This is a genomic window from Streptomyces sp. NPDC034111, from assembly GCF_055575375.1.
This window is the reverse complement of record NZ_JBVIST010000013.1, coordinates 16,292-37,670: the sequence shown is the minus strand read 5'-3', so window position 1 is coordinate 37,670 and position 21,379 is coordinate 16,292. Positions and strand designations below refer to the sequence as shown.

The following is a 21,379-nucleotide window of genomic DNA, read 5'->3' as shown; positions in this document are numbered from 1 at the left end:
GTCAGCATGGGGCCCCAACCACCCGCGTCCTCGAAGCGTCGGCCGTGGCCGACGCTGCTCCCGGCGCGCCCCCTGTGGTGGCAGAGCCGCCGCAGCATGCTGTTCGACGTCCTGGTCGCCTTCGGCTACACGGCGGTGGTGGGGCTGTCCGCCGTCGTCGAGGACCACCCCTTCGGGGTGCCGGAGCCGGTCTTCTTCGCGGTGGCGGCCCTGCTGGGGCTGGCGCTGGTCTGCCGCCGACGGTGGCCGGGGGCGCTGTGCGCCGCCGCGGTCCTGACCACTCCCGTGCTGCTCATGGCCTCGCCGCTCCCGTTCTGCCTGTACGCCCTGGCCGTTTACGGACGCCGCCGCAGCCTGGCCGTCCTGTCCACGGCCGCGGTGCTCGCGCTGGCCGCCCTCACGGTCTTCCCCGGCCGCACGGGGCTGCTGCCGCCCTACACCCTGTTCCTCTTCTTCGTGGCCGGGCCGGTGCTGCTCGGTCTGTACGCCGGGGCGCGGCGGGCGGTGGTGGAGAACCTGCGGGAGCGGGCCGAGCGCCTGGAACGCGAGCAGAAGCTGCTCCGCCGCCAGACCCGTATGGAAGAACGGACGCGGATCGCCCGGGAGATGCACGATGTGGTCGCCCACCGCGTCAGCCTCATGGTCATCCACTCCGGGGCCCTGGAGGTCGGTGCGGCGGACGGGGAACGGGCGGCCGAGGCCGGCCGGCTCATCGGTGACATCGGCCGGCAGGCGCTCGACGAACTGCGTGAGGTGCTCGGGGTGCTGCGGCTGGACGACGACGAGGACGAGGACGCCGCCCCGCGCGCCCCGCAGCCGACCGTGGACGACCTGGCGACGCTCGTCGAACAGTCCCGCTCCACGGGCATGCGGATCGAGCTGGCCTGCTCCGGCCCCCGCCGGCCGCTGGCCAGGGCCACCGGGCACACCGTGTACCGGCTGGTCCAGGAGGCCCTGACCAACGTCCACAAGCACGCAGGCAACGCCGCAACCCGTATCGTCCTGCGGTACGGGCCCGAGGCCCTGCACCTCACCGTGGAGAATGAGGAGCCCGCAGGACCCGTGACCGTCGGGCTGCCCAGTGGCGGAAACGGCCTGGTCGGGCTCCGGGAGCGCATCACCCTTCAGGGCGGCGCCTTCGAGGCCGGTCCGCGGCCGGACGGCGGATTCCGGGTCGCGGCAGAGCTGCCCATGAAAGAAGAGGCCCCATGACCATCCGCGTCCTCCTCGCCGACGACGAAGCCCTGGTCCGCTCCGGCCTGAGCATGATCCTCCAGGCCGCCCCCGACATCACCGTGGTGGCCGAGGCGGACAACGGCGCCAAGGCCGTGGAGCTGACCCGTGCGCACCGCCCCGACCTGGTGCTGATGGACATCCGTATGCCCGTCATGGACGGACTGGCCGCCACGGTCGAGCTCACCCGGCTGCCCGACCCCCCGAAGGTGGTCGTGCTCACCACCTTCGACCTGGACGAGTATGTGCACGCCGCGCTCCAGGCCGGAGCGATGGGCTTCCTCCTCAAGAACTCCCCGCCCCGCGACCTCGCCCGGGCCGTCCGCACCGTCCACGAAGGCGAGGCCATGCTCGCCCCGTCCGTGACCCGACGGCTGATCTCCACCTTCTCCGCCCGCGACACCTCCCGGGCCGAGGAGGCACGCAGCCGCCTCATGACGCTGACCGAACGGGAACGGGAGGTGCTGATCCTGGTCGCCGAGGGCCGGTCCAACAGCGAGACCGGAACGGCCCTGCACATGAGCGAGTCGACCGTGAAGACCCATGTGAGCCGGCTGCTCGCCAAGCTCCAGTGCGCCAATCGCGTCCAGGCGGCGATCCTCGCCCATGACGCGGGCCTCCTCACGCCGTAACGGCGCGCGTCACCACCCTCCCCACGCCATCCCAGGCACCAGGCGTCATGCGTCGCGCGTACGCAGCAGACAGGCCGCCCCCGCCAGCGCCACGGCCGCCCACGCGCACAGCACCGCGAACCCGGTCCAGGGCGCAAGACCGCCCAGCCACCCCGGATCGACCTGCATGACCGTCCACCCGGCGTTGGGCGGCACCATCCCGGCGGGCAGAAAGCGCTCCAGGCCGTGCAGCGGCGAGCCGGCCACCACGACCGGCACGACGTAGACCAGCACGAACATCGCGATGACGCCGCCGACGGTGCTGCGCAGCACGGCACCGACCGCCAGCGAGAGCACGGACAGCACACTCAGATAGAGCCCCACCCCGAGGACCGCCCGGACCACGCCCGGCGCCATGACGGACCCGGAGACGGCCGGTGTGCACAGGTACACCAGCCCGAAGCACACGATGCTCAGCACGGTCCCGGTGACGAGCGTGAGCGCCCCCACCGTGACGGCCTTCGCCGCGAGCCACCGGGTACGCCACGGCACCGCGCTCAGCGATACCCGGATCATCCCGGTGCCGTACTCACCGCCGATGGCCGTCACGGCGAGGACGATCACGGCGAGCTGCCCGACGGTCAGCCCGACGTGGCTGAGGTTCACGGTCACCCCGATGGTCCCGGGACCCTGTGAGCGGGCCTTCATCGCCACCAGGACGGCCGTCCCGGCGAACAGGAACACGGTGGCCACCAGGCACCACACCGTCGTCCGGACGGTGCGCAGCTTGGCCCATTCGGACCGGACCAGATCGGCGAACCGTGGCGCGCCGGCGGCCGTGGCGCTCCGGTGCGCGTCGGGGTAAAGGGTGAGGGACATGGAGATACCTGCCGGGTGTGAGGTGGGACGGGGCGTGGGCAAGGGGGCGGGAACGGGAGGCCGCCTACGAAGGCCGGAGCGTCGAACGGCCGCCGGCCGGCGGATCAGACCACCGCTCCCGGTCCGGCCGCCTCGCTCCGGAACTCGGTGCTGCCGGCCGTGAGCTCCATGAACGCGGTCTCCAACGAGGCCTGCTGCACCGCCAGTTCGTGCAGCAGCGCCCCGCAATCGGAGGCGATCGTGGCGATCCGCGCCGAGTCGAGGCCGGTGACGAGCAGCGCCCCCTGGTCGTCCGCGGTGATCTGCGCGCCGGCGTTCCGCAGCTGCGCGGCGAGCCGGACGGCTTGTGGGGAGCGGACCTTGACCGCACCGCGCGAACCCGCCGCGATGAGCTCGCGCACCCCCGTCTCGGCGATCAGCCTGCCGCGCCCGATCACGACCAGATGGTCCGCCGTCACCTCCATCTCGCTCAGCAGATGGCTGGACACGAACACCGTGCGGCCCTCGGCGGCAAGCCCCTTCATCACGTCACGCATCCAGCGGACGCCCTCCGGGTCGAGACCGTTGAGCGGTTCGTCCAGGAGCAGCACCTGCGGATCACCCAGCAGCGCGGCGGCCAGGCCCAGCCGCTGTGTCATCCCCAGGGAGAAGCTGCCGACCCGCTTGTCCGCCACGGCCGTCAGGCCCACGAACTCCAGCACCTCCGCCACCCTCGCGCGCCCGATCCGGTTGCTGTACGCCAGACCCAGGAGGTGGCCGGACGCGGTGCGGCCCGGATGCACCGCCGTGGCATCGAGTACGGCACCGACCTCGCGCAGCGGGTGCCGCAGCTCGCCGAAGGGCCGGCCGCCGACCAGTGCCCGGCCCGACGCGGGGTGGTCCAGCCCGAGGAACATCCGCATCGTCGTGGACTTGCCGGACCCGTTGGGCCCCAGGAACCCGGTCACCCGGCCGGGACGGACCGTGAACGACAGATCGTGCACGGCCGTTCTCCCACCGTAATTCTTGGTCAGCCCCTGGGCCTCCAACGTGCCTGCCCCCATGGGCATGCCCCTTCCCGCGCAGCTCAGACGGTTTCCAGATGCCCGCTCACGGTAGGAACCCGGCCGCCGCCCGCGGGACGCCCACACGGTCAGACCCTCCCCGGACGATCGTCCCGGCCTCCCGCCGTCAGGGTCCGCCGATCGACCGATGCCCCCTACGCCGGAGGGAGGAGCCGCACGCCTCAAGAGCCGTCATCCGCCCGCCAGATGTTGTCGAACGCGGCCTTCTCGACGGCCCGCCGCTGCCGTACCGCCCCCAGTTCCATCAGTGCGTCATTGACGGCGGCCAGCACCGTCACCACCGCGTCGTCCGTCACGACACCGGAGTCCCCGGCCGGCTCGTCGCGGATCCCGAGGGCCGCCCCCAGGGCGGTGAGGACCGGCTCCTCCGACGTCCAGCGGTCCGCCGCCTGGCGCCGGTCGGGCGAATCGACCAGTACCGTCCGGCCGGTCCCGAAGGGCATCCCACGCCGGCGCTGCCGAGTGAGCTGCCCCTCCGCCTCCAGCGCCCCCACATAGGCGTCGAACAGCCCCCGGCCCCTGCGCCACAGCCAGTCGCCGACCGGCTCGTAGGGCGCCTCCCGTACGAGCGACGAAGCGGCCTCGTCCAACAGACGATCAGCGATCGTCGGCCGGTACCCCGGCACCAGCCGGTCGCCCTCCAGCCCGACGGCCTCGGCCCCCAAGAGGTCGATCACCTCGGCCCCCGCGAGCGCAAGCGACAGATCGCCCTGCTCCACCGGGCTGGGCGCCATGCCCATGGCGGTGATCAACAGGTCCCGCGGTGTGGTCATGACCGGCTCCCATGAGAGGCATCGCTCCCCTCTACGAGCTTACGAAGCCACCGGCCCACCTGCATCCGCATGCGAGCCACCCTCATCCGCGCCTCCCGCCCGGCCCAGACACAGGAGGCGCCCTACGGCACCCACAACTGACGCATCGCCAGCAATCACGCCACGCTCCGGGGCGATCCGCGGGACCCGCGACGCCTCGATCCGCCGGACGGTGCTGCCGGGCAGAACCGACGCCTGGCGGCTGCTGAACCGCCGCCTAGAGAAAGAGTTTCATGGCGCCGTCCAGCGACCAGCTCTGCCAGCTCACGGCAAGCAGTGCCGTCACCGAGATCAGCGCCATCATCAGGTTCTGCCCCTGCTCGGCCCAGTCGTGGATCATCAGCACCAGGTAGATCAGGTTGAGCAGCGCCCCGGCGACCAGGGCTATCGGGGTCAGGAGGCCCAGGATGAGCCCGAGGCCGAGAGCCAGCTCCGCGTAGGCGACGAGGTACGCCATGGGCCGGGGGTGGGGCTTCACGAAGCGGTCGAAGCTCTTGCGGACCGCGGGCCAGCGATGGTCCGCCGCGATGCCGGCCGCCCAGGTGATGCCGCCGCCGGCGAACCAGGTCTTCTTGTCCTTGTGGCGCCAGCTCTCCAGCCACCACAGCCCGAGGCCGATGCGGAGGACGGCGAACCATTCGGCACCGCTGAGCCAGACCGTTTGCATGCTGCCTCCTCGACTCGTCCACTCATCCGACTCGTCCAGCTCATCCATGCGAGCTGACGATGTGTCAGTTCAGCGGAGGTTGGGCGATCCCGCAAGGGCGGAGTTCGCGGTCCCGCCTTGTCGTCGCAAGGGGGAGCCCATAACCTCAAAACTGATGGGTCGTCAGAAACGAGTTTCCGGTGGGGACTCACCGGCGGGCAGTGGGGGTACAACGTGAGCAGCAACGGGCGCGGCACGGCGGAGCTTCCCAAGGTCATCAGCGTGGACGATCACGTGATCGAGCCCGCGCACCTCTTCGCGACCTGGCTTCCGAAGAAATACCAGGACAAAGGGCCCAAGCCCTTCACCGCCGGCATCGGTGAGCTGGAGTACGTCGGTGGCAAGTACCGGTTCACCACGGACCCGGAGGGCCAGATCACGGACTGGTGGGAGTACGAGGGGCTGATCTTCCCGTACAAGCGCATCATCGCGGCCGTCGGCTTCTCCCGCGACGAGATGACGCTGGACGGGATCACCCGGGAGCAGATGCGGCCCGGCTGCTGGGACCCGGCCGAACGCCTCAAGGACATGGACCTCAACCACGTGGAGGCGTCGCTCTGCTTCCCCACGTTCCCGCGCTTCTGCGGGCAGACCTTCGCCGAGGCCGAGGACAAGGAGGTCGGACTCGCCTGCGTCAGGGCGTACAACGACTGGATGGTGGAGGAGTGGTGCGGGGACAGCGGCGGCCGGCTGATTCCGCTGTGCCTGATCCCGCTGTGGGACATCGACTTGGCGGTCGCCGAGATCCGGCGTAACGCCGCTCGCGGGGTGCGGGCGGTGACCTTCAGCGAGATCCCTACATACCTGGGGCTGCCGTCCATCCACTCCGGCTACTGGGACCCGTTCTTCGCGGCGTGCGAGGAGACCGGGACCGTCGTGAACATGCACATCGGGTCGTCGTCGCAGATGCCGGCCGCGTCGCCGGACGCACCGCCCGCGGTCCAGGCCTCCCTGAGCTTCAACAACGCGATGGCCTCGATGATGGACTTCCTGTTCAGCGGCGTCCTCGTGAAGTTCCCACGGCTGAAGCTGGCCTACAGCGAGGGTCAGATGGGGTGGATCCCGTACGCCCTGGAGCGCGCCGACGACGTCTGGGAGGAGCACCGGGCGTGGGGCGGGGTCAAGGACCTGATCCCCGAGCCGCCGTCCTCGTACTACTACCGGCAGATCTTCTGCTGCTTCTTCCGCGACAAGCACGGCATCGACTCGATCGAGGCCGTGGGCGTCGACAACGCCACCTTCGAGACCGACTATCCGCACGTCGACTCGACCTGGCCGCATACGAAGCAGGTGGCGGCCGAGCATGTGGCGGGCCTCCCCGAGGACGTGACGTACAAGATCCTGCGCGGCAATGCCATCCGGATGCTGGATCTTCCCTTCGACCGGGACTGACCGTGCCTGCCGCCGATTCCGACGAGCGGACGAAGGTCACCTTGATCCTCGTCCGCTCGGGCCACGACGACCTTCTGCCCTGATCCGGATGCTCCCGCCTGCCAGGTGGACACCCGCCGCACCCTCCCCACGGACGGCCCGCTCGGCACGGCGACCGTCATCACGCTGAAGCCACCGGCTCGCCAGCTCAATCGGTAGCGGGGTAGCACCACTTGAAGTGCGCGAGCCGGCGCGCCCTGGCCTCCACGACCGCCATACGGGCCGCGCGCTCGGCGGCGTCGGTGTGGGAGGCCTGGCCGGTCGCCTGGCCGGGCCACTTGCGGTAGTGGAGTCCGACCTCCGAGGAGAACCAGCCGCGGCTCGTGGCGTTGAGCGCGAGAAGCAGTCCGGTGTCCTCCGAGGCGGGCAGCGCCATCCAGCCGCCGAGGGCGAGGACCAGGTCGCGGCGCATGAAGAGGGTCGCCGGATGGACCTGGGCGCGGAAATCGTTCGCCTTCCAGAAGTCGAGTACGGCTCCGCGCTCGATCGGTCCCGGCGCGGGGTCGCCGGGGAAACCCGCGGTGGAGCCGTCGGGCAGGAGATCGAGGACGCGGGATGTCGCCCAGCCGATGCTGCTGTCACCTTCGAGGGCGGCCAGGTCGCGGGCCAGCGCGCCGGGCTGCAACTGGTCATCGGCGTCCAGGACCTTGATGTATGCGCCGTCCGCCTGCGACAGGGCGATGGTGCGGGCGACGCCGGGGCCTCCGGCCCGTCCCTGCCGGAACGTCACCCGCGCGTCATCGGGGACATGGGGAGCGACCGCATCGCTCATTCCGTCCTCCTGGACGACCCACTGCCATTCCCATCCGTCGGGGAGTTCCTGCCGGCACAGCGACGCGTACGCCTCCGGCAGAAAGTGCGCCGACGGCGCATGGACGGCGGTGACGATGATGATGCGCCGGCGCACGGCACTCACCACCTTTCCAGGGGAGTGGTGAACAGCGTTTCCGTGGAGGTGCCGAGGGCACAAAAGCGCCCGATCGCTGGCGACGGGGGATGCACCAGCGATCGGGCTATGGCCAAGCCTAGCAAGGCTGACTGCCTGGCGGGAGTCAACTGCTTAATCGAAACGTGGAGTTGTGTCCGGAGTCACGTGGCGTGGTCCCGTCGAGGGGCGGAAACGGAGCATCACGGCGCGGTGGTGCCGACGGCCGGCGCCCTGGCCGAGGCCCGGATACGACCCGGTGGTCGGTTCGTTGGGCCCCGGCCCCGTCATTCGCCGCACGGTGGCGCGTACGAGAGATGCGGCAGATACTCGTGCCATTTTTCCGGCGTCAGCACGCCCCGAGTGGTCGAGCAGATGTGACGAATGGCCTTGTCGGCGTCCAGGTTCCACAGCCGGACGGTACCGGCGCCGCTCGACACCCCGAGCATGTGGCTGGTGGGGCTGAACGACAGGAAATTGCCCGTCTTGGCATTGGGGCTGGTCGATTGACCGAGGGGAGCGGCCCTGGAGGGGAGCGTGACGTTCCAGAACCGGAGCGTGTTGTCGGTGCCGCCGCTCGCCAGGGTATGGCCGTCCTTGCTGAACGTCAGCGACACGACCGCTTCGGTGTGGCCCGTGAGCGGGGCGCCCAGCCGGGTGGCCTTGCGGGGGGCGGCCGTGTTCCAGAGCCGGACGGTGTCATCGTCGCTGCCGCTGGCGAGAGTGCGTCCGTCCGGGCTGAAGGCGAGCGCGTTGACGGGTCCCAGGTGCCCCGCGAGAGGCGCGCCGAGCGGGGCGGGACGACGTGGGTCGGCCGTGTTCCAGAGCCGGATGGTGGCGTCCGCGCTGCCGCTGGCGAGAGTGCGTCCGTCCGGGCTGAAGGCGAGCGCGTTGACGTAGCCCTTGTGGCCGGTGAGCGGAGCGCCGAACGGAACGACGTGGGACGGGTTGTCGACGGACCACAACTGAATGGTGTGGTCGTTGTAAGCGGTGGCGAGCGTGCGCCCGTCAGGGCTGAAGGCCAGCGCATTGGGACCCATGAACCGTGTCCGCAGGGTGGCGGGCGGCCCGTAGGAGACCGGCCGGGCCGGGTCGGTGACGTTCCACAGGTACACCGCCCGGTTCGCCGTCAGCACCGCGAGGGTGTGGCCGTCGGGGGAGAACGCCAGCGCACGATCGCCGCCGTCCCCGGGCATGAACGGCTCGCTCAGCGATACGGGCCGGCCGGGATTGTCCACATTCCACAGCCGGATCCGTCCGTCGCGCGCGGCCGTGGCAAGCACCCGCCCATCCGGGCGGAACGCTCCCATCCGGCCGACCATGTGCGACGTCGGGATCGACCACAGACGGACCTTGCTGTCGCCGCTTCCCGTGGCGAGGGTCCGCCCATCGGGGCTGAAGCCCACGGCGTACATCTCACCGCTGCTGCCCGCGAGGGGTTCGCCGACCTGCGACGGGTATGCCGGATCGCTGACGTTCCACAGGCTCGCCGTGCTGTCCGCGCTGCCGGCGGCGAGCATGTTTCCGTCGGGGCTGAAGGCCACCGACCACAGGGGACCGGTGTGGCCGGTGAGCGGCGCGCCGAGCGGTGCCGCGTGACGTGGGTCGGCCACCTTCCAGAGCCGGATGGTGTTGTCCGAGCTGCCGCTGGCGAGAGTGCGGCCGTCCGGGCTGAACGCCACCGAGTGCACCGTGCCCGTGTGGCCGGTCAGCACCCTGTCGACCGGCTTCGGACGGCGCCGGCCGGCCAGGTCCCACAGCCTGATCGTGTTGTCGTCGCCACCGGCGGCCAGCGTCCGTCCGTCCGGGCTGAACGCCACCGAGCGCACGGCGGCGGTGTGGCCGGTCAAGGCACCGCGCGCCTTCGGCCGGTGCGGGTCGCGGACGTCCCACAGGCGAACGGTGTGCTCTTCGTCGGCAGCGGCCAGAGTGCGTCCGTCGGGGCTGAAGGCGAGCAGGAAGATCGTGCCGTCATGGCCGGTCAAGGGCGCCCCGAGCAGGTGCGGGTGGCGGGGATCCCGTACGTCCCACAGTCGGATGGTGCCGTCGTCCGAAGCGCTGGCGAGGGTGTGTCCGTCCGGGCTGAAGACAGCGGTGCTCACCCAGCTCGTGTGGCCGGTGAGGGGCTTGCCCAGGGGCTCGGGGCGCGTCGGGTCCGCCACGTCCCACAGTCGAACGGTCCGGTCGTAGCTGGCGGTGGCCAGGATCCGCCCGTTCGGGCTGAACGAGGTGAGGTAGACGGCGCCGGTGTGGCCCAGAAGCGGTGTGGCCAGCGGCGCGTTCACGATCGAGATCAACCGGTTCTTCGTGCCCTGGTCGCCGGGGCGCAAGTCGTGTGCCACCAGATCGAGTTGGGCCGACAGGGAGGGGTCCGTGTACTGGGCGCGATCGGCTTCGGCGAGCACCTGCTCGAAGACGGTGTCGTCCCGCTGCTGCCACGCGATCACCGCTGAACCGACAGCCAGCATCGCCATGACGACCAGAGCCGCCACCGCACCACGGCTGAGCCAGACCGTGCGCTTGCGCAGCCTGACCGAAGCGGCCAGGAACTCCACCGCGCTGCGGGTCAGAAAGGTGTCACCGGCGGACTGCGCCCAGGTGCGGGCCTGCTCCAGACGGGAACCCCGGTAGAGCAGTGCGGCGTCGCGGTTCGAGCCCTCCCAGGCCCTGCCGTCCTCCTCCAGCCGCTGGCGCAGCAGATTGCCGTTCCTGTCCTCGTCGATCCACTCGCGCAGGCGGGGCCAGGCGTGCAGCAGCGCCTCATGGGTGATCTCCACGGCCTCCGCGTCGAGCGTCACCAACCGGGCGTGCACCAGCGCTTCGAGCGATTCCTCCGTTTTGTTCGGATCCGTCGACTCGTCCGCCAGTTGGCGCCGCGTCCCCCGCCTACGGGTGGCCTGGGTGTCCTCGCCCAGCCGGACCAGCCTGAGCAGGAGCAGTCTCGCGGCCGTGCGTGCGCTCGGGTCGAGGCCGGACCAGGCCCGCTCGGCGGTCGCCGCCACCGCTCCCTGGATTCCACCCGCCGCGCGGTAGCCGGACAGCGTCAGCCTTCCGGCCTTCCGCCGCTGCCAGGTGGCGAGCAGGGCGTGGGAGAGCAGCGGCAGCACCCCCGCGTCATGTGCGCCGGGTCCGTCGGCGCTCACTTCCCGGACGATCAGTTCCGCGAGCCCCGGTTCGAGCTCCAGACCCACGGCCTTGGCCGGACCGGTCACCGCTTCGCGCAGCTCCGCGGTGGTCAGCGGCCCGAGCACCATGTGCCGGTGTTGCAGCGCGTCGGCCAGTTCGGGGTGCCCGAGGCACTGCTCGTAGAAGTCGGCGCGTATGCCGAGGATGACGAGTACGGGGGCCGGGCCACCCTGGTCGGGCGGCGTGCAGGCGGCGTGGAGAATCTGGATGAACGTGCGCCGGGCCGTCTCGTCGGAGCAGAGGGTGAAGGCCTCCTCGAACTGATCCACGATCACGACCGGACGGGCGGCGGAGGACGTCCCGCGCTGCGCCCAGGCCGTCACGGCCTCCCGCACCGCCTGCGCGAAGGGCGGGGCACCGGCCTCCGTCGCCGCCGGTTCCAGTGCGCCGGAGACGACGGGGGCAAGCCCAGTGATCCGTCGGGTCAGCTCCGCGAGAGGATCGCTCCCCGGCACGAGCTGAAGCACCGCCCGCTCCTGGCTGTTCTCCCCGCCCAGTGCGCCGTTCCGCACCGCGGGCACCAGACCGGCGTGCAGCAGCGAGGACTTTCCCGCCCCCGAGGCGCCCACCAGCATGACCAGGCCACCCGTCCTCTCCGCGGCGCGGAGCTGGGCGACGAGGGCGTCGGTGCTCCGCTCCCGGCCGAAGAACCACCGGGCGTCCTGCTGACGATACGAAGCCAGCCCTCGGTACGGGCACACACCGGGGAAGGCCACGGCCTCGACCGGGGGGCGTTCCTCCACTTGCGAGGGCGCGGCGCGGTCGCCGACCGGGTCGGCGACCGCGCGCTCCCACAGCCGCTGCCACTGGGCCAGGTCGTACAGGCCCGCGGACACCGGCGCGGGCCGCAAGCGCCGCGCCTGGGGGATCAGGACGTGCAGCACCGCCGCGAGGGCGGCGAACTGCGCAGGCACGTTCTTGGCCCGTCGCCAGTCGCTGATCCGCTGTACGGACACCCGCACGGGCCGCCCGCGTTCGTCGAATCGCTGAAGTCGGACGACCGCTTCTGCCACGCTCTTGAGGGGAGGGTTGCCGGCCTCCCTGTACAGCAGCGCGAGACGTTCTGCGAAGGCTGTGCGTGCCCCTGAGTCGGAACTCAAGGTCTCCACCCCTTACTTCCCCCGCACCTGGACATCCGGACCGGAAAACTCACCTTATCTGGCTGACCTGCGGTTAAGCCGTCGGCCCGAGGCCGGAACCTCCTCGGCGGAAGGCGCAGCTGGCAGGATCGCGACGCAGCAGCGCATCAACCGGGCGTCGCCCCGGCCGGACCGGCTCAGCGCCCGGAGAGACAACTCCTGACGCATGTTCTCGGTCGCCTCCGCCGGAGGCAAGTGCCGGTGGTAACAGTCTCGGCTCAGGAGCGCGAGGGACCTTGGACCCGGTCCCGTTCCGGACCGCTGCCGCATTGACCACGGGTCCCGTCTTTCCACGATCCGCGCCGGTACGGGGGGCGCGGATCGGCGCTGGCCGCGCCGTTCGGCACCGGTCCCCGCGAGGGGAGGGACCGGCACCGGACGGCGCGGCGTAGGGAGCGCGCGGGCCGGTACCCAGGGCGGGCCGGCGGGCCCGGATTCTGTAGAGGCCAACAGCCGGAAAACGACGTCGGTCAGGGGCATCCCGCGGCGGACACCGGACGAACAGGGCGACCGCGATACCGGATTCGGGCCTGTCCATCCACCTGCGCGGGCTTGCCGATAAGTGAACGCGGAGCGGCATAAACGGCAATAGTCAGGCCCGGGAAGTGCCCCTTACGCTGCTGAGCCATCACGGCACTTGCACGTGAATTCCTCTCAGCGCCATTCCCGGGAGTACCCCTAGTGATCCCCGAAAACCTTGTCCGGCGGGCCGAGGAGTACGTCGACTCCGGCGCCTTCTTCGCCGACCTGAGCACCATGGTCGCCTACCCCACCGAGAGCACCCGCCCTGAACGTCACGTTGCCGTCAAGGCATACCTGGATGAGGTTCTGGTGCCCGCGCTGACCCGGCTCGGGTGCTCCGTCGCCGAGTACGCCAACCCGGAATCCCCCGGGCACCCGTTCCTGGTCGGCACCCGCGTGGAGTCCCCGGAACTCCCCACGTTGCTCTGCTACGGCCACGCCGACGTGGTCGACGGCCACGCCGGGCAGTGGAGCGCCGACCGCGACCCATGGACCCTGACCGCCGACGGCGACCGGTGGTACGGCCGCGGGGCGGCCGACAACAAGGGGCAGCACCTGGTCAACCTCACGGCGTTGCGGCTGCTGCTGGCCGAGCAGGGCTCGCTCGGCTTCAACCTGACCTTTCTGCTCGAGACCGGTGAGGAGATCGGCTCGCCGGGGCTGGCCGCCTTCGCCGCCGCCCACCGTGACCGGCTGCGGGCCGATGTCCTGATCGCCTCGGACGGTCCGCGCCTGGACGCGGCCACACCGACGCTGTTCCTCGGCGCGCGCGGGGGCGTCAGGCTCCAGCTCGATGTCGATCTGCGCCCGGACTCGTACCACTCCGGCAACTGGGGCGGCGTCCTGCGCAATCCCGCCACCACCCTGGCCGGCGCCGTCGCCAGCCTGGTCGACGGGCACGGTCGCATCCAGGTCCCCGCGCTGCTGCCGCCCAAGCTCCCCGAACCGGTGCGTGCGGCGCTGGCCGGCGTCACGGTCGCCGGCAGCCCCGGCGATCCCGCCCCCGACGAGGGGTGGGGGGACCCTGACCTGACCGCCGCCGAGCGGCTCTACGGCTGGAACACCCTTGAGGTCCTGGCGCTCGGGTCGGCCGACATCGACCACCCGGTCAACGCGATCCCCGGCCGGGCGCGCGCCGTCCTGCAACTGCGGTACGTCGCCGGCACCGACGTGGACCGGGTACCGGAGGCCGTCGCCGAGCACCTCGCCGCCCACGGTTACCCGATGGTCGACGTCACCGCCCTGCGCAGTTTCCCCGCCAGCCGCACGCCGCCCAGCGACCCGTGGGTGCGCTGGGCCACGTCGACGCTGGAACAGGTCACCGACGGGCCCGTCGCCGTCCTGCCCAACATCGGCGGCTCACTGCCCAACCACGTCTTCACCGACATCCTCGGCCTGCCCACCTTGTGGCTGCCGCACTCGTACCCCGGCTGCCTCCAGCACGCGCCCGACGAGCACCTGCTCGGCGCGATCGCCCGCCAGGGCATCGTGCTGGCGGCCGCGCTCTTCCACGCCCTCGGCCACCCCTCGGCCGACCACCCGCTCCCCGCACGCACTTCGGTCCACCCCCCGCTCCCCGCCCCCCGCTCGGCCTGACGCACGTCGGCCCAGCACCTGCCGGAAGGACCCCGATGACCGACGTCTCCGCTCAGCCGACCCAGCCGGAAGACTCCCCGACGACGCCCCCCGGACGGGCCTCCGCCACCCGCGCGATCGCGGCGGCCACCATCGGCAACGCCCTCGAATTCTTCGACCTCGCCCTGTACGCGCTGATGGCGGCGTACATCGGCAAAACGTTCTTTCCCGACGACGACCCGGGCGTCCAACTGATCCAGACCTTCGCGGTGTTCGGGATCACTTATCTGGTGCGTCCGATCGGCGGGCTTCTGCTCGGCTCGTACGCCGACCGGAAGGGACGCAAGAAAGCGCTGATGCTGTCGATCCGGCTGATGGTGGTCGGCACCCTGCTGATGGCGGCCATGCCCGGCTACGCGACGCTCGGCGCCGTCGCACCGGTGGGGATCGTGCTCGCGCGGCTGATCCAGGGCTTCGCGGCCGGCGGCGAGTTCGGCGCCGCGACCTCCTTCCTGGTCGAGCAGAACAACCGGCGCAAGGGCTTCTACGGCAGTTTCCAGTTCGCCAGCCAGGGACTCGCCACCCTGACGGCCTCCGCGTTCGCCACGGCCTTGACCGCGACGCTGTCCGACTCCCAGATGACAGCCTGGGGCTGGCGGGTCCCCTTCGCCTTCGGCCTGCTCGTCGGCCCCGTCGGGTACCTCATACGCCGCTACGTCGAGGAGTCACCGGCGATGGCCCAGCAGCCGGCGGCAGACGGGCACGGCGAGAAGTCCTCCCCGGTCCGCCTGGTCTTCCGCCACCACTGGAGCGGCCTGCTGATCGCCGGTGGCGCGCTGATCGTCTCCACCGCGCTCAACTACTCCCTCCAGTACCTGCCCACCTTCGGGATCAAGGAACTCGGCCTGGACGAGTCGCTGTCCTTCACCGCGCTGCTCATCACGGGCGCCATCCTGACCCTCGGAACCCCGGTGGTGGGCCTTCTCGCCGACCGGTTCGGACGGTTGAGGATCATGATCCCCGCCGCGGCCCTGATCGGCCTCAGCGCCGTCCCGCTGTTCATCTGGCTCACCGAGGCGCCGTCCTTCCTGACCCTCGCGCTGTGCATGACCGTCCTCGGCCTGCTGAAAGCCACCTACTTCGGCGCACTGCCGTCGGTGATGTCCGACGCCTTCCCGACGGAAGCCCGCGCGACCGGCCTGGCGTTCAGCTACAACACAACGGTCGCCATCTTCGGCGGCTTCACCCCCGCCATCGCCACGACCCTGGTCACGGCAACCGGCTCGCAGATCTCACCGAGCTACTACCTGCTGGCGGTCTCCATCCTGAGCATCACCGCACTGCTGGCCGGGTGCCGGATCCGCGGCATCCGCTGACGCCGGCCAGAGGGACTGCGATGGGACCGTGAGAGGCACCCCCTCTCACGGCCTCACCCACACCAAGGCCCCTGGCCGCACGTGCCCCATGTGTCCCACATCACCCGTGCGCGTACCGAACGAGCTCCTCCAGCGCGGCTGATGGCCCGTTAGGAGAAGGCACCCCGGGGCCGGAATTCCAGATCGGCTCCCGAATGGCTCCCAAGAGCGCCCCGGAAACGAGTCAGGGCCTGATCCACTCTCGCGGATCAGGCCCTGACCTGTTGTTTCTTCAGTCGGGGTGGCGGGATTTGAACCCACGACCTCTTCGTCCCGAACGAAGCGCGCTGCCAAGCTGCGCTACACCCCGAAGCAACGAGCTCTACTTTAGCGGACCGATCCCCGTAGGCGAAATCCGGTTGTTGTGGAGCCGGGGAGCGGGCCTGACCTGGTCGATCGCGAGGGCGGCCAGGGGGAGGAGGCAGCCGGCGAGGGCGATGAGGAGGGTGGTGCCCGAGGTGGGGGAAGGGGCGCCGGCGGCGGTGGGGAGGGCGAGGGTGAAGCAGAGGTGGAGGAGGGGGTAGGCCGGCCACTGCCAGGCGTGGTGGAGGCGGAAGCCGCGCGGGGCGGTGAGCAGGAGCCAGTCGGCGAGGGCGGCGAGCGGGAGGACGGTGAAGAGGAGGACGTCGGGGAGGGCTTGGCCGGCTGTGGCGGGGGTGGGGAGGGCGAAGGCGGTGGGGGCGGCGGCCGGGAGGAGGTGGTGGAGGACGGCCGCCAGGGAGACGTAGCAGAGGAGGGCGCCGGTGAGGCGGGGGCTTACGGGGCGGCGGCCGGTCCAGGCGCGGTGGGCGGAGCAGGCGGCGACCAGGGCCATGGCGAGGGCGGTCTGCGCGGTGAAGGAGGCGGCGAGGCGCGCGGGGGAGGCGGTGCTGACGGCTTCGAGGAGGAGGCCGGTCAGGGCGGCCGCGGCGAGGAGGAGCCGGAAGGCGGCCGCCAGGGGGCGGCGGACCGCGGGGGCGACGGCTGCGGCCGGGGTGCGGGCGGCGGCCCCCGCCGGGCCGGTGGCATGGCGCGTGGACTGCGAGGTCCGGGTGGGGTCGGACATTCCTCCACGTTAGGGGGAGGGGCGGGGGGCGAGGGAGGCCCGGGCGGGGATCCCGGCGTGCCGGTGCCCATGCGGCGGAGCCGGGGGCATCGGGGCTCCCGTACTGGCACCCCGGGGCGCGACGGCGCACCCGCGCCTGGGTCCCGTAGGCGCGCCGCTACCGAGCCCTGGCCGGGCCACACCGCGGATCGGGCCCGGCCTCGCCGTACGGCCGTCCTCAGGGGCGGGCCGTCAGGGTCAGCAGCGTGGCCTCCGGGGGGCAGGCGAAGCGGACTGGGGTGTAGCGGTTGGTGCCGCAGCCGGCGGAGACGTGGAGGTAGGAGGTGCGGCCGGCGGCGGTGTGGGTGGAGAGGCCCTTGACGCGGTCGGTGTCGAGGTCGCAGTTGGTGACGAGTGCCCCGTAGAAGGGGATGCACAGCTGGCCGCCATGGGTGTGCCCGGCCAGGATCAGCGGGTAGCCGTCGGCGGCGAAGGCGTCCAGGGAGCGCAGGTAGGGGGCGTGGACGACGGCGAGGGAGAGGTCGGCGCCGGATTCCGGGCCGCCGGCCACCTCGGCGTAGCGGTCGCGCTTGATGTGCGGGTCGTCCAGGCCGGTCAGGGCGATCTCGATGCCCTCCAGCTTCAGCCGGCCGCGGCAGTTGGACAGGCCGACCCAGCCGGCCGCGTCGAAGGCGTCGCGCAGGTCTTCCCACGGGTTGTGGACGGCGCCCACTACGGGTGCGTTGCCGTTGAGCCCGTGCCGGCCCTGGACCCGTTCGAGCAGATAGCGGGCGGGGTTGCGCAGCTTCGGTCCGTAATAGTCGTTCGAGCCGAAGACATACGCGCCGGGGAACTCCATCAGCGGACCGAGCGCGTCCAGCGTCTCGGGGACACCCTCGGGGTCGGAGAGGTTGTCGCCCGTGTTGATGACGAAGTCGGGGCGCAGACCGGCGAGCGACTGCAACCAGCGCTGCTTCTTGTGCTGTCCGCTGACCATGTGGATGTCCGAGACCTGTAGGACGCGCAACGGACGCATGCCCGGGGGCAGTACGGGAACGGTGACGCGCCGCAGGCGGAAGGAGCGGACTTCGAAGCCGGCAGCGTAGGCCAGGCCGGCCGCGCCGACTGCGGTCAGGGTCAGGGGTACTCCGTATCGCGCGCGCATGGTTCCCATCGTCGCAGAGTGGCGGGGGTGGGTGCAGCGGGAGGGCGGCGCGCGGCTCTCCCGGACGGCTCGGGCGGGGCGGGAGGAAAACGCGCGGCGGTTGTCGGTGGGGCGGGGCATACTCAACGGCATGACCACGCTCAAGTCCAAGTTGCAGGACGACCTCACCGTCGCGATCAAGGCGCGCGACGAGCTGCGCTCCTCCACCCTCCGTCTCACGCTGACCGCGATCCAGAAGGAGGAGGTCGCGGGCAAGGAGGCGCGTGAGCTGTCCGACAGCGAGGTCGAGAAGATCATCGCGCGGGAGGCGAAGAAGCGCCGGGAGGCCGCGGACGCCTTCGAGCAGGGCGGCCGGAGCGACCAGGCGGAGCGCGAGCGCGCCGAGGGCGAGCTGCTTGCGGACTATCTGCCCAAGCAGCTGACCGACGACGAGCTGGAGTCGCTGGTCGCGGCGGCGGTGGCGGAGGCCAAGGGCGCCGGCGCCGAGGGCCCGAAGGCGATGGGCGCCGTCATGAAGATCGTCAACCCTCAGGTGGCGGGGCGTGCCGAGGGCGGCCGGGTGGCCGCGATGGTCAAGAAGCTGCTGGCCGGCTGAGGCGCCGGACGACATCCTGAAGGAAAGGTGAGGGGCGCCCCCGTGGTGGGGGCGCCCCTCATCGCTTACCGGAACCGGACAGCGAACCCGGCAACTGCTCCCTTACCGGTCCGCTACGGCCTCTTCGCACCACCGGTGGCGCAGGGCCGGCGTACCAACCGCCCCGCTACCAGCCGCCGTTGCCGCCGCCCAGAAGGTCGGGCCAGTCCGGAATGTCCCATCCGCCGCCCGGTTTGTTGTCGCCGCCGTGGCCGCGGCCTGGCTTGTGCTTGCCGCCCTTGCCGCCGTCGTCGCCCGGGTTCTTCTCCTTGACGGGGTCGTCGATCGGGACGGTCGGCAGCGCGGGGGCGGGCCGGCCGGCCAGGGCGCCGGTCATCGCATCGCGCCAGATGGGGCCGGGGGTGTCGGCGCCGTAGACCTTCTCGTGCGGGACGCCGCCGATGGTGATGTCGTACATCTGGCGCTTGTGCTGGGGGTCGCCGACCCAGACCGCGCCGGCCGCGTTCGGTGTGTAGCCGACGAACCAGGCGGCGTAGCGGCTGTCGGTGGTGCCGGTCTTACCGGCACTGTCGCGGCCCTGGAGGCCGGCCTCCTTGCCGGTGCCGTCCTCGACCACGCCCTTGAGGAGGGTGTTGACCGTGTCCGCGGTCTTCTTGGACATCGCCGTGCGGCAGCTGGTCCGCGGGACCTTCATCGCCCGGCCCCGCGCATCGGTGATCGACTCGATGGCGACCGGCGAGCAGTACTCGCCGCCGTTGGCGAAGGTGGCGTAACCGGCGGCCATCGTCAGCGGCGACATCTCCTGCACGCCCAGCGTCATCGACGGCACCTGCTGCAAGGGCTTGCCGTCCGCCCGCTCGATGCCCATCTTCTGCGCCATCTTGACCGCCGGGCAGATGCCCATATCGCTGATCAGCTGCACGAAGTAGGTGTTGACCGACTTCGCGGTCGCCTCCTTCATGGCGTACGGGCCGACCTCTTTACGGTTCTCGTTCTGGGTGGTGTCGGCCGGTGAGCCGCGCCACTCGCCGTCGCAGGTCTGCACCGGGCTCGGATACGGCATCCGGTACGGCGAGGAGTACTCCTGCTCGGGGCTGGTCCCCTGCTCCAGCGCGGCCGCCGCGATCACCGGCTTGAAGGTCGACCCGGGCTGGTAGCCGGCGCCGCCGCCCATGTTGTGGTCCACCGAGAGGTTGATCATGGTCTGGTTCCCGCGGAAGCCGTACGGGCGGGACTGGCCCATGCCGAGGATCTTGCCGGTGCCCGGTTCGACGATGGTGGCGGCGGTGGCGACCGGATCGTCCTCATAGACGTGCTCGCCTATCGACGCCTGGATCGACTTCTGGGTCTGCGGATCGAGGGTGGTGCGGATGGTCATGCCGCCCTCGTTCCAGCGCTTCACACGGTCCTTGCGGGTCTTTCCGAAAGACCGGTCACCGAGGAAGACCTTGCGGATGTAGTCGCAGAAGAAGCCGGCGCCGTGGGTGGCGGTGATGCAGCCGTTCTTGGGACGGCTGACCGCCAGCTTGATCGGCTTCTGGGCGGCCGCGTCCGCCTGCTCCTGGGTGATGTCCCTCAGATCGGCCATACGTTGCAGCACGGTGTTGCGCCGCTTGGTGGCCTCCTGGCGGTTGTTGAGCGGGTCGTAACGGGTTGGCGACTGGACGATGCCGGCCAGCAGCGCCGACTCCTCCAGGCTGAGGTCCTTGGCGCGCTTGCTGAAGTACCGCTGGGCGGCCGCCTCGATGCCGTAGGCCTGCTGCCCGAAGAACGTGATGTTGAGGTAGTTCTGCAAGATCTTGCGCTTGCCGAGCTCCTTCTCGACCTGGATCGCGTACTTGAGCTCTTTGACCTTGCGGCCGATCGTCTGCTGGGTGGCCTGCGCGACCTTGGTCGGATCGTCGCCCGCCTCCTCGACGAAGACGTTCTTCACATACTGCTGGGTCAGCGTCGAGGCGCCCTGGGAGACCCCGCCCGACTGGGCGTTCTTGTTGACCGCCCGCAGGATGCCCTTCAGGTCGATCGCGCCGTGCTGATAGAAGCGCGCATCCTCGATCGCGACGATCGCCTGCTGGATGTACGGCGACATGTCCTTCAGTCCGACGACCGTGCGGTCGCGGGAGTAGACCTTGGCGATCTCGCCGCCGTCGGCGTCCAGAATCGTGGTCCGCTGGCTGAGCGGTGGCGTCTTGAGGTTCGCCGGAATGTCGTCGAAGCCCTCGACCGACCCCTTGGCGGCCAGGCCGAGCGCCCCGGCCGCGGGGAGCGCGAGACCGGCCAGCACCGCTCCGGCCAGGACGCTGACACCGAGGAACTTGGCGGCCTGCTGGGTCTTGGACAGACCCCCGCCATCGCGCTTCTTAGGCATGAGGGCAGCCTACGTTCTCATTCGCCGGACAGGGGCGCACCTGTTCGTTTAGCCTGTCCTCAGCTGCACAGCCGAATGGTTACGCCTCGGTTCGTCAACCCCTACTCCCGCGCGGACCGCGCCCCCACGTGTCCGTGAGCCGACAGAAACCCCCGTGTCAGGGCCGCAAAATGTGCTGCCTTGTGAGGTAAGTGACGTATGTCGCGCGGTCACTCCGTTGGGTGATCTGCCGCGTACGCATAGTCCGTTCGGGCCATTCAAGATTGGGCCCGAAGGGGGTGTTGCGCCCTGCCTGCCTTCCGTAACGTCCTCAACTGGCAACGGTGAATATGCCGATTGCCGCCGTGGGGGAGCCTCGATTCGGGAGAGGACGGCGCCAGCATGAGCTGGGTAACCGACTGGAGTGCACAGGCAGCCTGCCGCACTACCGATCCGGATGAACTGTTCGTTCAAGGGGCGGCGCAGAACCGCGCCAAGGCGGTGTGTACCGGATGCCCGGTGCGCACGGAATGCCTGGCCGATGCCCTGGACAACCGGGTGGAGTTCGGCGTGTGGGGCGGAATGACCGAGCGCGAGCGGAGGGCGCTGCTGCGCCGCCGCCCGACGGTGACGTCATGGCGCCGCCTGTTGGAGACCGCACGTACGGAGTACGAGCGCAGCACCGGCATCCTGCCGATGGACATGGACTGCGAGGACGAGACCTTCGACGAGTACGCCGCGGTCGGGTAG

16 protein-coding genes and 1 tRNA gene are annotated in these 21,379 nt (G+C 70.8%); 7 read left to right on the top strand and 10 right to left on the bottom strand.

Translation table 11 applies throughout. The features are described 5' to 3' along the window. Positions 1 to 6 precede the first annotated feature (6 nt). Positions 7 to 1,212 carry a sensor histidine kinase gene (locus ACZ55A_RS25455; protein ID WP_468844302.1) on the top strand — a complete coding sequence of 402 codons (1,206 nt, stop codon included), beginning with the start codon at positions 7 to 9 and terminating at the stop codon, positions 1,210 to 1,212. Continuing rightward, positions 1,209 to 1,865 carry a response regulator transcription factor gene (locus ACZ55A_RS25450; RefSeq protein ID WP_468844300.1) on the top strand — a complete coding sequence of 219 codons (657 nt, stop codon included), beginning with the start codon at positions 1,209 to 1,211 and terminating at the stop codon, positions 1,863 to 1,865. Before ACZ55A_RS25455 ends, ACZ55A_RS25450 begins: the two co-directional genes overlap by 4 nt. Before the next feature lie 45 nt (positions 1,866 to 1,910). Here ACZ55A_RS25450 and ACZ55A_RS25445 read toward each other — a convergent pair whose 3' ends face one another. The 4 genes from ACZ55A_RS25445 to ACZ55A_RS25430 all read right to left on the bottom strand — a co-directional run bounded on the left by ACZ55A_RS25445 (position 1,911) and on the right by ACZ55A_RS25430 (position 5,266). Next, entirely contained in the window at positions 1,911 to 2,723 is an 813-nt protein-coding gene (locus ACZ55A_RS25445) for a hypothetical protein (RefSeq protein ID WP_468844298.1), read from the bottom strand. Between the two features lie 104 nt (positions 2,724 to 2,827). Then, entirely contained in the window at positions 2,828 to 3,766 is a 939-nt protein-coding gene (locus tag ACZ55A_RS25440; RefSeq protein ID WP_468844296.1) for an ABC transporter ATP-binding protein, read from the bottom strand. A gap of 182 nt (positions 3,767 to 3,948) precedes the next feature. After that, positions 3,949 to 4,560: a GOLPH3/VPS74 family protein gene (locus ACZ55A_RS25435; protein ID WP_468844294.1), complete on the bottom strand. Its 612-nt coding sequence runs from the start codon at positions 4,558 to 4,560 to the stop codon at positions 3,949 to 3,951. Positions 4,561 to 4,816: 256 nt separating this feature from the next. After that, positions 4,817 to 5,266, bottom strand: coding sequence for a DoxX family membrane protein (locus tag ACZ55A_RS25430; RefSeq protein ID WP_468844292.1), 450 nt, complete (start codon positions 5,264 to 5,266; stop codon positions 4,817 to 4,819). Between the two features lie 213 nt (positions 5,267 to 5,479). Here ACZ55A_RS25430 and ACZ55A_RS25425 point away from each other — a divergent pair, with 213 nt between their 5' ends. After that, positions 5,480 to 6,697: an amidohydrolase family protein gene (locus tag ACZ55A_RS25425; protein ID WP_468844290.1), complete on the top strand. Its 1,218-nt coding sequence runs from the start codon at positions 5,480 to 5,482 to the stop codon at positions 6,695 to 6,697. Between the two features lie 187 nt (positions 6,698 to 6,884). Here the strand turns inward: ACZ55A_RS25425 and ACZ55A_RS25420 are convergent, their stop codons facing one another. Next, on the bottom strand, positions 6,885 to 7,643 hold the full coding sequence (locus tag ACZ55A_RS25420; RefSeq protein WP_468844288.1) for a glycosyltransferase family 2 protein: 759 nt from the start codon (positions 7,641 to 7,643) through the stop codon (positions 6,885 to 6,887). Between the two features lie 305 nt (positions 7,644 to 7,948). After that, positions 7,949 to 11,956 (bottom strand): nSTAND1 domain-containing NTPase, encoded by a 4,008-nt coding sequence (locus ACZ55A_RS25415; RefSeq protein WP_468844286.1) that lies wholly within the window; start codon positions 11,954 to 11,956, stop codon positions 7,949 to 7,951. A gap of 711 nt (positions 11,957 to 12,667) precedes the next feature. On the opposite strand from ACZ55A_RS25415, the gene ACZ55A_RS25410 reads away from it, so the two are divergent. After that, a complete protein-coding gene (locus ACZ55A_RS25410; RefSeq protein ID WP_468844285.1) occupies positions 12,668 to 14,104 on the top strand; it encodes a M20 family metallopeptidase in 1,437 nt (478 codons plus the stop codon). A gap of 35 nt (positions 14,105 to 14,139) precedes the next feature. Next, positions 14,140 to 15,459, top strand: coding sequence for an MFS transporter (locus ACZ55A_RS25405; protein WP_468844282.1), 1,320 nt, complete (start codon positions 14,140 to 14,142; stop codon positions 15,457 to 15,459). Between the two features lie 275 nt (positions 15,460 to 15,734). Here the strand turns inward: ACZ55A_RS25405 and ACZ55A_RS25400 are convergent. The 3 genes from ACZ55A_RS25400 to ACZ55A_RS25390 all read right to left on the bottom strand — a co-directional run bounded on the left by ACZ55A_RS25400 (position 15,735) and on the right by ACZ55A_RS25390 (position 17,687). Then, a tRNA-Pro gene (locus tag ACZ55A_RS25400) sits at positions 15,735 to 15,808 on the bottom strand. A 12-nt stretch (positions 15,809 to 15,820) separates the two neighbouring features. Then, positions 15,821 to 16,543, bottom strand: coding sequence for a Pr6Pr family membrane protein (locus tag ACZ55A_RS25395; RefSeq protein WP_468844280.1), 723 nt, complete (start codon positions 16,541 to 16,543; stop codon positions 15,821 to 15,823). 217 nt (positions 16,544 to 16,760) lie between these two features. Further along, positions 16,761 to 17,687 carry a metallophosphoesterase gene (locus ACZ55A_RS25390; RefSeq protein ID WP_468844278.1) on the bottom strand — a complete coding sequence of 309 codons (927 nt, stop codon included), beginning with the start codon at positions 17,685 to 17,687 and terminating at the stop codon, positions 16,761 to 16,763. Positions 17,688 to 17,817: 130 nt separating this feature from the next. Between ACZ55A_RS25390 and ACZ55A_RS25385 the strand changes: the two genes are divergently transcribed. Further along, the gene (locus ACZ55A_RS25385) at positions 17,818 to 18,282 is read left to right on the top strand and encodes a GatB/YqeY domain-containing protein (RefSeq protein ID WP_468844276.1); all 465 of its coding nucleotides are present in this window, start codon (positions 17,818 to 17,820) and stop codon (positions 18,280 to 18,282) included. Positions 18,283 to 18,448: 166 nt separating this feature from the next. Here ACZ55A_RS25385 and ACZ55A_RS25380 read toward each other — a convergent pair whose 3' ends face one another. Further along, positions 18,449 to 20,650 carry a transglycosylase domain-containing protein gene (locus ACZ55A_RS25380; RefSeq protein ID WP_468844274.1) on the bottom strand — a complete coding sequence of 734 codons (2,202 nt, stop codon included), beginning with the start codon at positions 20,648 to 20,650 and terminating at the stop codon, positions 18,449 to 18,451. 381 nt (positions 20,651 to 21,031) lie between these two features. Here ACZ55A_RS25380 and ACZ55A_RS25375 point away from each other — a divergent pair, with 381 nt between their 5' ends. Next, positions 21,032 to 21,379 (top strand): WhiB family transcriptional regulator, encoded by a 348-nt coding sequence (locus ACZ55A_RS25375; protein ID WP_468844272.1) that lies wholly within the window; start codon positions 21,032 to 21,034, stop codon positions 21,377 to 21,379.